Here is an 11,597-nt window from a genome sequence, read left to right as displayed (position 1 = left end):
TCCGTCAGGTGCGGATCCGAGGTTTCAGCGCGCCGAAATGACGTTCGCGCACCACCCCGGTCCACAGTCCGAGACCGTACGCGATGTCGTCGAGGCGCTTGAGCGCCAGGTACGTGATCAACCCGAGCCGCTGGCCGTCGTCACCGGCGTCACCGTGGCGGGTGGCCCAGTCGACCACGCCGTCAACGACCGCGGCGACCAGCACCACCTGCCGGCACCGCCGGAACGCCAGCGCGGCGACCAGGGCCACCGGCCAGTAGTGCCGGCAGATGGCCGACGCCAGCTGCAGCGCCGCCGACCAGAGCCCGCGCGCCGCCACCGCGGCGACCTCGCGCGGTTCGGTGTCCACCGCGCTGAGCGCCTTGGCGATGCGCCGGCCGGTGATGACCGCCGCGACCGTCGACAGCAGGTACCCGACGCCGGAGCCCATCGCCAGCAGCAGCCACACCAGCAGCGTCCATCCGGAGATCACCAGCGGTGCCGTCTTGCCCGGATGCCGCTGCGACAGCGGCGCCGCCGATGCCCCGTAGAAGGCCTTGCGCGACAACCACTCCCGCACGTGGGTGCGGTGGTCGTGTCCCACCAGCGCAATGGGTTCGTAGCGCAGCCGTGCCCCCACCTGGTGGAAGCGCCAGCACAGATCGACGTCCTCGCCGGAGCGCAACGACTCGTCGAACCCGCCCACCTCGTGCAGCACCCGGCGACGGCAGATCATCGCTGCGCTCGGCACGTAGGAGACCGGGGAGAACGGCAGCACCGGGGCTTCGCGGTGGCCGAGGTCGAGCGACGAGCGGACGGCCTCGTACCGGCCGATCATGCCGTCGGGTTCGCGCAGCGCCACGATGCGCGGCGCCACCAGCGCCACCGCCGGATCGCAGAAGTGCCCCAGCAGCGCCTCGAGCCAGCCACGCCGCGGCACTACGTCGGAGTCCAGGAACGCGACCAGCTCGGTGCCGCACGCCGCCGCCCCGGTGTTGCGGGCCGCGGCCGGTCCCCTGCTGCTGCTGTGCCGCAGCACCCGCAGGTCGCCGACCACGCCGTCGAAGTCGGTGGTGCGGACCGGCACCACGGACCCGTCGTCGACCACCACGACGCACATCCCGCGCAGCGATCGCACCAGCCGCTGCACGCCGGAGAGGTTGTCCCGCACCGGGATCACGACGGTCACGTCGCGGTGCGACGGCCCGGTGGCGGGGCGGGGATGCGCCACGGTCGCGTCGAGCAGGGTGCGTGCCAGTTGCGCGCTCTGGGCGTCGCGCACCTCGAGCCGGCCGCCGCGCAGCATCGTCTGCGCCGCCGGGGCCAGCCGCAGCAAGCGCGTCGGGGAACCGCCCAGCAGCGCGGCGCCCTCGCCGAGCACGCGGACCCGCCGGTCGACCTGCACGGCGAAGCCATCGGGCAGGCGAGGGCCCGTCACGCCAGCATCCCGCGCGCGTCGGGCCGCCACGCCGTGATGGCGCGTGCGGCGCCGGCCACCATCTCGGCCAGCACGTCCTCGCCCTCCGCGGCGGTGGCGGCCATCGGGTCGCCGAGCACGCCGCTGGGGCTGACGGCCGCCACGCCGCCGCGCCGCAGACGGGGCAGCAACTCGGCGAGTGGCGCGTCATTGCCGGGAACACGGGCGTCGAGCCAGACGTCCTCGGGCGAAATATGTAGCAATACAGACGTTTCGGTGCGGCCGGCGTGCGCGTCGCCGCCGCGGACGCCGCACGGCGTCCAGGCGACGTCGCGGCCCTCCTCCCGCAACAGCCCCACGGCCGCCGCGAGCGCCTCGACGTTGCCGCCGTGGCCGTTGACGAACACCACCCGCGACGCCCACTGGCAGGCCGAACGGCCGAACTCGACGAGCAGCAGCCGCAGCGCCTCGGTGCCGATGGACACGGTGCCGGCGAAGTCCTGGTGCTCACCGCTCGAGCCGTAGCTCACCGCCGGGGCGAGTAGCCAGTCGCCCGTCAGGTGGTCGGTGACGGCGCCGGCGACCGCGACCGCGATGCGGGTGTCGGTGTCCAGCGGAAGGTGCGGCCCATGCTGCTCGGTCGATCCGACGGGAACGAGCAACGCGGGAACCAGGGTGCTGACCTGCCTCGACGTCGTTCCCCCGAGTTGACTGGGATGGGCCACCCGCCGATGGTAGGCCGAATTCACCTGTCGTGCGCCGATTGTTGGCGTACCGACCCCACCGGATTTCGGGTCGTTTCCCGACCCGCAGGTGAGGCCACCACGGCTGTCCCGTCCGCCTCGTTCGCCCCAGACGCGGGGCGCGTCGTCACGCTCCCAGGGTGCGAGTAAAGCCCTCCGGGATGAGGACGTCGGCAGGGGTCAGATCATGCACCGAGGCCTTGCCGAGCCCCCGCAGCGCCGAGTCGATGCCGCCGGAGAGGATGTCGAGGACGTTCTCCACGCCGGTCTGGCCCTCGGCAGCCAGCCCCCACAGGTAGGCGCGGCCGATCATGACCGCCCGGGCGCCCAGCGCGAGGGCCTTGACCACGTCGCTGCCGCGCCGCACGCCGCCGTCGAGCAACACCTCGACCTGGTCGCCGACGGCCCCGGCGATGGCCGGGAGCGCCCGGATGGACGCCGGCGTGCCGTCGAGGTTGTTGCCGCCGTGGTTGGACACCGAGATCGCCGAGACTCCGGCGTCGACAGCGCGTTTGGCGTCGTCGACGCGGATGACGCCCTTGAGCATCAGGGGGCCGCCCCACAGCTCGGCGAGCCAGGCGACGTCCTCCCAGGTGGGCGGTGGTGTGAACATCCACTGCCCGTAGGCCTCGAAGAACGCCGGGCCGGCCTCGCCGGCGGCGCCCTGGTTGGGCACCGACAGGCCCGGCGGGCGCAGCGTCTTGGCCCATTGAACGAACCAGCGCGGCCGCACTAGACCCTCCGGGGAGAGCTTGATGATCGTCTTGAGGTCCATCTTCTCCGGGATCTTGGGGCTGCCCCAGTCCCGGCCGTGGCTGAAGCTCCAGTCGGTGGTGAGGATCAGACCCACCGCGCCGGCCGCGCGGGCCCGCTCGACCCGGGCGGCGACGGCGTCGCGGTCGCCGAGCCAGTAGAGCTGGAAGAACAGCTTCGGGTTGGCGGCGATGACCTCCTCGATCGGCTTGCTGGCGAACGACGAGAGCCCCATCGCGGTGCCGCGGGCGGCCGCGGCACGCGCGACCGCCACCTCGCCGTCCGGGTGCACGGCCTGCACGCCGGTCGGCGAGATCAGGACCGGCAGCGAAACCTGTTGTCCCATCACGGTCGTCGCGAGGTCACGCTTCTCCAGCGCGCCGATGACGTGCGGCGCGAAGCCCAGTTCGTTGAACGCCGCGTTGTTGCCGTTGACGGTGAGGCCGGCCTCGCTGCCGCCGATGAGCGCACCGTAGACGGACTTCGGCAGACGCTTCTTCGCGCGCTGCTGGGCAATCGCCACGGTTTCGAACCAGGTGTCGCGGGCCATGTCAGATCGGACTTTCGTTGCAGAACTTCTGGGGTGGGGTCTTCTTGGGTGGGACGGTGAGGAGCGTCAGCGGGACCGGGCCCTTGGCGCGGCCCGCGGAACGCGAGTGGTCGACGCTCGGCTTGGGCTTGTCGCGTTCGAGCGCCAGCGCGGGCTCGCCGTAGCCCTGCACGCATTCGGGATCCGGCCCGTCCAGCGGCAGACCGGTGAAGAACTTGGCGGCCATGCAGCCGCCGCGGCAGGCGTCGTAGTGGCCGCAGCCGCTGCACGCGCCCGCCGACTGCGGCTCGCGCAGCTCCCGGAACAGCTCCGAGTTCTGCCAGACGTCGGCAAAGCCGTTGCTGGTGAGGACGTTTCCGGCGAGGAACTTCTCGTGGATCGCGAACGGGCAGGCGTAGACGTCACCGACGGGGTCGATCAGGCAGACCACCCGGCCTGCGCCGCAGAGGTTCAGCCCGGCCAGCGCACCCGGTTCGCCGAGGCCCGACAGGTGGAAGAACGAGTCGCCGGTCAGCACGCGCTCACCCTTGGCCACCAGCCAGTCGTAGAGCTGCTTCTGTTGAGCGGCGGTGGGGTGCAGCTCATCCCACACGTCGGCACCGCGGCCCGAGGGACGCAGCCGCGTGATTCGCAACGTCGCGCCGTAGCGGTCGGCGAGCGCCTTGAAGTCGTCGAGCTGGTCGACGTTGTGACGGGTGACCACCACCGAGATCTTCGCGTCGGCGAAGCCCGCCGCCGCGAGGTTCTCCAGCGCCCGGATCGCCATCGCGAACGAACCCGGCCCGCGCACCTCGTCGTTCACCTCGGCGGTGGCGCCGTCGAGCGAGATCTGTACGTCGACGTAGTCACTGGCGGCCAGCTTCGCCGCCACCTCGGGCGTGATGCGGACGCCGTTGGTGGAGAACTTCACCCCGACGTGGTGGGCGGTCGCGTAGTCGACCAGTTCCCAGAAGTCCGACCGCACAGTCGGTTCGCCGCCACCGATGTTGACGTAGAACACCTGCATGCGCTCGAGTTCGTCGATGACGTCCTTGCACTGCTGGGTGGTCAGCTCGCGCGGGTCGCGCCGGCCCGAGGCCGACAGGCAGTGCACGCACGACAGGTTGCAGGCGTAGGTCAGTTCCCACGTCAGGCAGATGGGCGCGTCGAGGCCGCGCTCGAACTGGTCGACCAGGCGGGGTACCGGAACGACGGCGGTCATGACTCTCCCTTGCGGACCAGCATGTGCGAGGACACCAGTACCCCGAGTGCGTGCACGTACGGCGCCTGCCCGGCGTCGTCGATGCCGGCGGCCCGCAGGGCGGACCGGGCGTCGGGGTGGTCGTCGAGGGACTGGACCACCTCGACGATGGTGCGGTTCTTCAGGAACGAGAGCTTGCGCGTCCCGAAGTGGTACAGCAGCGCCCCGAACGGCTCCGGCCGCACCGCCACCTGGTGGTGCAGCCGCCAGCCGGCCTCGGGATCGAAGTCCACCACGATGGTGGGGGCGGACACGGTCAGTAGACCCCGCACATGCCGTCGATCGACACCTCTTCGACGAGGCTCTCGGTGACCAGGTCCTGCTCGGCGGTGGTCTGCTCCTGCTCCATGGCTTTCACCCTTTCGGCCGTGACCCGCACCGCGGTGCGAGACGATTGTGATCGAGATCGCAAGAATATGGCATCGAGTGCCGTAATGGAAGGGTGGTGCCGTGCCGAGTTCTCCGCCGCGCCGCGGCCCCGCCGCCGGTGACGTGGCGCCGCGCGTCGGCCGCCGCCGCTCCACCACGGGCGACGACATCACGCACGTCGCGCTCGCCCTGTTCGCCGAGCGCGGCTTCGACGAGGTCAGCGTCGACGACGTCGCCGAGGCCGCGGGCATCGCGCGGCGCACGCTGTTCCGCTACTACCCGTCGAAGAACGCGATCCCGTGGGGCGACTTCAACGCCCACCTGAACCACATGCGCGACCTGCTGGGCGCCGTCCCCGCCGACGTCGGGGTGCGCGCCGCACTGCGGTCGACGCTGTTGGCGTTCAACGACTTCGACGCCGCCGAGACCGCGCGCCACCGACAGCGCATGCGGGTGATCCTCGAGACCGACGCGCTGCAGGCCTACTCGATGACGATGTACGCGGGTTGGCGGGCCGTGGTGGCGGAGTTCGTCGCCTGCCGGCTGGAGGTCCCGGTGTCCGCGCTGGTGCCGCAGACCGTCGCGTGGACGGTGCTGGGCGTCGCGCTGTCGGCCTACGGCCACTGGCTGGCCGACGAGTCGGTGTCGCTGCCCGAGGCCCTCGGCCACGCCTTCGACACCGTCGGCGACGGCCTCGACCACCTCTGACCGGTGATTTCGGCGCGCTATCCGTCGCTGAGGAACGGTTGGCGCGCCGAAATCGCGAAAAGGGGCGTCGGAGTTCGGGGCGCCGCGGCGACGATGAGGGTGTGCGCGGCGACACGGACTCCCCCGACGGGCCGCGGGCCCTGCTGGCGCTGTACGACGAGGCGCTGCCGTCGGTGTACGGCTACTTCGTCCGGCGCTGCCGGGACCGCGGCACGGCCGAGGACCTGACCTCCGAGACGTTCCTGGCGGCGATGGACGCCGCCCGCAGACCCGCGCCGCCACCGATCACCGTCCCGTGGCTGATCGGCGTCGCCCGGCACAAGCTGGCCGATCACTACCGCCGCGGCGCGCACCGGTTCACCGTGCCGGTGGCCGAACCACCCGACGCGGCCGCCGACGACGGCTGGGACGCCGAACTCGACCGGCTGGTGGCCGAGAGCGTGCTGGCGCGGCTGCCCGAGCAGCACCGGGCGGTGCTGTCGCTGCGCTACCTCGACGACCGCTCGGTGCCGGAGTGCGCGGAGCTGCTCGGCCGCACCGTGCACGCCACCGAGGCGCTGCTGGTGCGCGCGCGCCGCGCGTTTCGCCACGAATACCCCGGAGGTGACCGATGAACGCCGACGGCCGCGATCCCCTCGCCGTCCTGCGCGACGGTGACACCCCGGTCGACCCGGACCCCGCCTTCGCCGCCCGGTTGCGGGCCCGCCTGCAGTCCGCGCTGTCCCTCCCGACGACAGGAGACCTCACCATGGCCGGAACCGACGCCGCGCTCGCCGATCTCGCCCGCACCGCCGCGCTGGTGCCCCGCCCCGCCGCGCTGCCGTACCTCGCGGTGCGCGGCGCCGCCGACGCCATCGCCTGGTACGCCGACGCGTTCGGCGCGGCGCTCGCCGACGAGCCGATCCGCATGCCGGACGGACGCATCGGGCACGCCGAACTGGCGCTGGCCGGCGGCACGCTGTACCTCGCCGACGAGTTTCCGGAGCTGGGGCTGAGTGCCCCTGCACCGCAGGCGGTCTCGGTGAGTCTGGTGCTCGAGGTCGACGACGCCGACGCCGCGCTGGCCCGCGCTGCGGCGGCCGGCGCCACCGTCGAACGCGACGCCGCCGATGCCCACGGCGCCCGCAGCGCCGCCGTCGTCGACCCCTTCGGGCACCGCTGGATCCTCAGCGGACCGGTCCGCGTGGTCGAGCGGATCCGTCACGGCGACCTCGGCTACGCGTCGGTGTGGACGACCGATCCCGAGCGCACCGCGGCGTTCTACGGCCGCGTCCTGGGCTGGGAAGTCGACCGGGCGTCACGGCGGGTCACCAACACCGTCGCACCCCTCGGCATCGTCGCGATGCCGGGGCCGCCCACGCTGTTCTGCTGCTACGCGGTGGACGACGTCCAGGCCGCGCGCCGCGCGATCGTCGAGGCGGGTGGCGACGCCGGCGAGGTCCAGCAGACCCCGCACGGGCCGACGGTCGACGCCACCGATCCGGCGGGCACCGCGTTCGCCGTCTTCGAGCCGACCGGCACCGAGGCCCTGCCGGCACTGAACGGGGCGGGGCCCGGCGAGCTGTCGTATCTGACGTACCTGGTGGCCGACTCCGCGGCGTTCCGCGCGTTCTACGGCCGGGTCCTCGGATGGTCCTTCGCGCCGGGCCGAATCGACGACGGCTGGGAGGTCCGCGACGCCCGCCCGATGTCCGGGGCCGCCGGCGGCAGCGACCAGCCCGCCGCCGTGCCGATGTGGACCGTGACCGACATCGGGGCGGCCGTCACCGAGGTCGTCCAGGCCGGCGGCACCGTGCTCGAGGAACCCTCGCAACAGTCCTACGGCCTGTCGGCGCTGTGCACCGACGACCAGGGCAACCGCTTCTACCTGGGCCAGTTCTAGAGTCGGCCAGTTCTAGAGTCGGCCAGTTCTAGAGGACGTCGGAGATGGGGGCGCCGCGGGCGATCTTGGCGCGGGCCTTCATCACCTTGCCGGGCATGCCGCCGCCGACCACGCCCACCACGACGCCGTCGCGCTCGTAGTAGGCCAGGAACTTGCGGCCGTCGTCCTCGACGAGGTGCACGACGTCGTCGGCCTCCGGCTCCCCCAGGCATTGAATCTTGACGTCGTACTGGTCGCTCCAGAAGTACGGCACCACGACGACGTCCGGTGCGTCGCCGCCGAGCATCGCCGGCACGATGACGCGGGCCTGCTCGGCCACGTTGCTCCAATGCTCCACGCGCACCTGGTGTCCCGACGCGTCCTGCCAGGACGCGACATCGCCGATGGCCCACACGTTGGGCATCGAGGTGCGGCCATGCACGTCGCAGATGACGCCGTTGTCCACCTCGACGCCGCTGCCCTCGAGCCAGTCGGTCGAGGGCCGGGAGCCGATGCCGACCACCACCACGTCGGCGTCGAGTTCGGTGCCGTCAGACAGCTGCACCTTCTCGACGTGTTCCTCGCCGCTGACGCCGGAGACGCCGACGCCGCACCGCACGTCGACGCCCTCGTCGCGGTGCAGGCGGGCCACCAGCTCGCCGATCTGGCGGCCGAGCACCGACGCGAGCGGGGCGGGCTGCGGTTCGACGATGGTCACCTCGGCGCCGAGCTTGCGCAGGCTCGCGGCCACCTCGCACCCGATGAACCCGGCGCCGATGACGACGGCGCGGCGCACCGAACCGGCGTGCTGCCGCAGCGCCAGGCTCTCGTCGAGCGTCCGCAGCACCCGCACGCCGTCGAGGTCGGGCAGCGACGGGATGCGCTTGGGTTGCAGACCGGTCGCGATGACGAGTTCGTCGTAGCCGACCACCTCGCCGTTGGCGAGCGTCACCGTCCGGGCGTCGGTGTCCAGCGCGGTCGCGGCGGAGCCCAGGCGCAGGGTGATGTCGTTGTCGGCGTAGAACTCGGCCGGCTTGAGCAGCACGTCGTCGACCTCGCCGCGCAGCACGTCCTTCGACAGCGGCGGCCGGTCGTAGGGCAGGTGCTCCTCGTCGCTGACGATCGTGATGGCACCGGAGAAGTCGGCGCGCCGGAGCTGTTCGGCCGTCCGCGCGGCGGCCAGTCCCCCACCGACGATGACGATGCCTGCGCTTGTAGTCACGTGGGCTTTCTTACACGATGCGCCCCAAGTGTTGCGCGCCACCCTTCACGGTCGCGCGCGCTCGATGAGGTTCGACAGCACCACGATGCTCTCGCTGCGCTCGACGTCCGCACTCGCCCGGATGCGCTCGAGCGCCTCCTCGAGATGGCGCATGTCGCGGGCCAGCACGTGCAGCATGGCGTCGGCGGTGCCGGTGACCGTCGCGGCGCTGATCACCTCGGGGATGTCGGCCCACGCTCGACGGAGTTCGTCCGGCGCGATGGTGCCGTGGCAGAACACCTGCACGTAGGCCTCGGTGGTCCAGCCGACGGCGTTGCGGTCCACCACCGTGGTGAAGCCTCGAATGACCCCGGCGTCGAGCATGCGATCGACGCGGCGCTTGACCGCGGGCGCCGAGAGGTTCACCCGCTGGCCGATCTCGGCGAAGGTCGCCCGGGCATGGTCGGTCAGCTCGACGAGGATCGCCTCGTCGGTCTCGTCGAGACGGTCCACGGCGACACCCTTCACTCAGCGCAACGAATCACCGTATTCTGCCCATGAGCGCAACGGTTCGGCGGTCGACACGCAATGAGTGGCGATTGCTTGCGCCGCGGGCCCTCCATATCGTCATGGCATGACGATCTCCGAGGTCACGCCGTTCGACGTCGACCCGGCGCCGGTTCGGCGGGCACGGCTGCGGCACTACGCGATGACCGCCCCCACCCACTTCGCGGTGCAGTACGCCATCAATCCGTGGATGGACCCGACCACGCCCGTCGACGTCGACCTCGCGCTGCGGCAGTGGCGGACACTGCACGACACCTACGAATCCCTCGGGCACACCGTCGAACTCGTCGACCCCGTCGCCGGCCTGCCCGACATGGTCTTCGCCGCCAACGGCGCCCTGGCGGTCGAGGACGCCGACGGCCGGCGGGCCGTCGTCGCGCGCTTCGCCTTCGCCCAGCGGGCACCCGAGGCCGCCGCCTGGGCCGACTTCCTCGCCGCCCGCGGCTTCGACCTCGCCCACACCGTCCACGTCAACGAGGGACAGGGCGACCTGCTGATCGCCGGCCGGATCGTGCTGGCCGGTCACGGCTTCCGTACGCACCGCGCCGCCCACGACGAGGTGGCCGCCGCGCTGGGTCTGCCGGTGGTGAGCCTGCGGCTCGTCGATCCGCGCTTCTACCACCTCGACACCGCGCTCGCGGTCCTCGACGACGACACCGTCGCCTACTACCCGCCGGCCTTCGATTGGGAATCCCGCATGGTGCTTCGGACGCTGTTCCCCTCGGCCATCGAGGTCGCCGACGCCGACGCCGACGTGCTGGGACTCAACGCGGTGTCCGACGGCCGGCACGTCGTATTGCCGTCCGCGGCAACGGGTTTCGCCACCCAACTCGCCGACGCGGGGTTCGTCCCGATCGGCGTGGACCTGTCCGAGCTGCTCAAGGGTGGCGGCTCGGTGAAGTGCTGCACGATGGAGGTGTACCGATGACGGTGCTCGACGACGTGGCCGCCCCCGGCGCGGCCACCGCGGCGGCGATCGCGACCGACGACCGCTACGCCGCCCACAACTACGCACCGCTGCCCGTGGTCGCCGCTTCGGCCGACGGTGCGTGGATCACCGACGTGGAGGGCCGGCGCTACCTGGACTGCCTGGCCGCCTACTCGGCGGTGAACTTCGGCCACCGCCACCCCGCCGTCATCGTGGCCGCGCACGCGCAGCTCGACGCGGTGACGCTGGTGAGCCGGGCCTTCCACTCCGACCGGCTCGGACCGTTCTGCCGCGCGCTGGCGGAGCTCTGCGGCAAGGACGCGGTGCTGCCGATGAACAGCGGCGCCGAGGCCGTCGAGAGCGGCCTCAAGGTGGCCCGCAAGTGGGGCACCGACGTCAAGGGCGTCCCCGCCGGGGAGGGCAACGTCGTGGTGGCGCACGGCAACTTCCACGGCCGCACCACCACGATCATCAGCTTCTCCGACGACGACACCGCGCGGCGCGGCTTCGGCCCCTACACCCCCGGCTTCCGGGCGGTGCCGTTCGGTGACGCCGACGCTTTGGCCGCGGCGATCGACGAGCGCACCGTCGCCGTCCTGCTGGAGCCGATCCAGGGCGAGGCCGGCATCATCGTGCCGCCCGACGACTTCCTGCCGCGCGTGCGCCGCATCTGCACCGACCGCAACGTGCTGTTCATCGCAGACGAGATCCAGTCCGGGCTGGCCCGCACCGGACGGACCTTCGCCTGCGACCACTGGGACGTCCGACCCGACGTCTACCTGCTCGGCAAGGCGCTCGGCGGCGGCGTGCTGCCGCTGTCGGCCGTGGTGGCCGACTGGGACGTGCTGGGCGTGCTGCACCCCGGTGAGCACGGTTCCACGTTCGGCGGCAATCCGCTCGCCGCGGCGATCGGCAGCACCGTGGTGGCCATGCTCGCCACCGGTGAGTTCCAGGATCGCGCAACGCGTCTCGGCGAGCGGCTGCACGCACGGCTGCGAACGCTGATCGGTCACGGCGTCCTGGCCGTGCGCGGCCGCGGGCTGTGGGCCGGCGTGGACGTCGACCCGCGGCTCGGCTCGGGCAAGGAGGTCAGCCTACGGTTGGCCGCCCACGGCGTCCTGGTCAAGGACACGCACGGGTCGACGCTGCGCTTCGCGCCGCCACTGGTGATCACCGCCGACGAGATCGACTGGGCGGTGGACCAGTTCGCGGCCGTGCTCGGCGAGCTGACTCAGGCGAACGTCTCTGCGAGGAAGTCGAGCGTCGCGTCGTAGCTGCAGG

The 11,597-nt window shown here is 72.0% G+C and carries 13 protein-coding genes; 5 read left to right on the top strand and 8 right to left on the bottom strand.

The genetic code is table 11. The features are described from left to right. Window positions 1–4: 4 nt before the first annotated feature. From mftF to mftA, 6 genes are all read right to left on the bottom strand, one after another. Window positions 5–1,417 carry a mycofactocin biosynthesis glycosyltransferase MftF gene (gene mftF, locus FZ046_RS11365; RefSeq protein WP_070352571.1) on the bottom strand — a complete coding sequence of 471 codons (1,413 nt, stop codon included), beginning with the start codon at window positions 1,415–1,417 and terminating at the stop codon, window positions 5–7. Beyond that, complete coding sequence (mftE, locus tag FZ046_RS11360) at window positions 1,414–2,145, bottom strand: mycofactocin biosynthesis peptidyl-dipeptidase MftE (RefSeq protein ID WP_070352543.1); 732 nt, start codon at window positions 2,143–2,145, stop codon at window positions 1,414–1,416. Before mftE ends, mftF begins: the two co-directional genes overlap by 4 nt. A 121-nt stretch (window positions 2,146–2,266) precedes the next feature. Continuing rightward, window positions 2,267–3,442 (bottom strand): pre-mycofactocin synthase MftD, encoded by a 1,176-nt coding sequence (gene mftD, locus FZ046_RS11355; protein ID WP_070352544.1) that lies wholly within the window; start codon window positions 3,440–3,442, stop codon window positions 2,267–2,269. A gap of 1 nt (window position 3,443) precedes the next feature. Beyond that, window positions 3,444–4,643 carry a mycofactocin radical SAM maturase gene (gene mftC, locus FZ046_RS11350; protein ID WP_070352545.1) on the bottom strand — a complete coding sequence of 400 codons (1,200 nt, stop codon included), beginning with the start codon at window positions 4,641–4,643 and terminating at the stop codon, window positions 3,444–3,446. Continuing rightward, a complete protein-coding gene (mftB, locus tag FZ046_RS11345) occupies window positions 4,640–4,936 on the bottom strand; it encodes a mycofactocin biosynthesis chaperone MftB (protein WP_070352546.1) in 297 nt (98 codons plus the stop codon). The genes mftC and mftB overlap by 4 nt, the downstream gene beginning before the upstream one ends. Window positions 4,937–4,938: 2 nt before the next feature. Next, window positions 4,939–5,031, bottom strand: coding sequence for a mycofactocin precursor MftA (gene mftA, locus FZ046_RS11340; RefSeq protein ID WP_070352573.1), 93 nt, complete (start codon window positions 5,029–5,031; stop codon window positions 4,939–4,941). A gap of 101 nt (window positions 5,032–5,132) precedes the next feature. Here mftA and mftR point away from each other — a divergent pair, with 101 nt between their 5' ends. The 3 genes from mftR to FZ046_RS11325 all read left to right on the top strand — a co-directional run bounded on the left by mftR (window position 5,133) and on the right by FZ046_RS11325 (window position 7,641). Continuing rightward, a complete protein-coding gene (gene mftR / locus FZ046_RS11335) occupies window positions 5,133–5,759 on the top strand; it encodes a mycofactocin system transcriptional regulator MftR (protein ID WP_070352547.1) in 627 nt (208 codons plus the stop codon). A 101-nt stretch (window positions 5,760–5,860) separates the two neighbouring features. Then, window positions 5,861–6,373 carry an RNA polymerase sigma factor gene (locus FZ046_RS11330; RefSeq protein WP_070352548.1) on the top strand — a complete coding sequence of 171 codons (513 nt, stop codon included), beginning with the start codon at window positions 5,861–5,863 and terminating at the stop codon, window positions 6,371–6,373. Then, entirely contained in the window at window positions 6,370–7,641 is a 1,272-nt protein-coding gene (locus FZ046_RS11325) for a VOC family protein (protein WP_070352549.1), read from the top strand. Before FZ046_RS11330 ends, FZ046_RS11325 begins: the two co-directional genes overlap by 4 nt. 28 nt (window positions 7,642–7,669) lie before the next feature. Here FZ046_RS11325 and FZ046_RS11320 read toward each other — a convergent pair whose 3' ends face one another. Together FZ046_RS11320 and FZ046_RS11315 are read right to left on the bottom strand one after the other, a co-directional pair. Beyond that, window positions 7,670–8,884 (bottom strand): NAD(P)/FAD-dependent oxidoreductase, encoded by a 1,215-nt coding sequence (locus FZ046_RS11320; protein ID WP_407664458.1) that lies wholly within the window; start codon window positions 8,882–8,884, stop codon window positions 7,670–7,672. Window positions 8,885–8,887: 3 nt separating this feature from the next. After that, window positions 8,888–9,334 (bottom strand): Rv2324 family transcriptional regulator, encoded by a 447-nt coding sequence (locus tag FZ046_RS11315; RefSeq protein ID WP_070352574.1) that lies wholly within the window; start codon window positions 9,332–9,334, stop codon window positions 8,888–8,890. A 121-nt stretch (window positions 9,335–9,455) separates the two neighbouring features. On the opposite strand from FZ046_RS11315, the gene ddaH reads away from it, so the two are divergent. Both ddaH and rocD read left to right on the top strand, forming a co-directional pair. After that, the gene (ddaH, locus tag FZ046_RS11310) at window positions 9,456–10,316 is read left to right on the top strand and encodes a dimethylargininase (protein WP_070352551.1); all 861 of its coding nucleotides are present in this window, start codon (window positions 9,456–9,458) and stop codon (window positions 10,314–10,316) included. Beyond that, window positions 10,313–11,590, top strand: a complete 1,278-nt coding sequence (rocD, locus tag FZ046_RS11305; protein ID WP_070352552.1) for an ornithine--oxo-acid transaminase — start codon at window positions 10,313–10,315, stop codon at window positions 11,588–11,590. Before ddaH ends, rocD begins: the two co-directional genes overlap by 4 nt. The last annotated feature ends 7 nt before the right edge of the window (window positions 11,591–11,597 follow it).

It is taken from the genome of Mycolicibacterium grossiae, from assembly GCF_008329645.1.
GTDB classification, from domain to species: domain Bacteria; phylum Actinomycetota; class Actinomycetes; order Mycobacteriales; family Mycobacteriaceae; genus Mycobacterium; species Mycobacterium grossiae.
The sequence above is the reverse complement of the archived record's forward strand: the minus strand, read 5'-3'. Positions and strand labels throughout refer to the sequence as shown.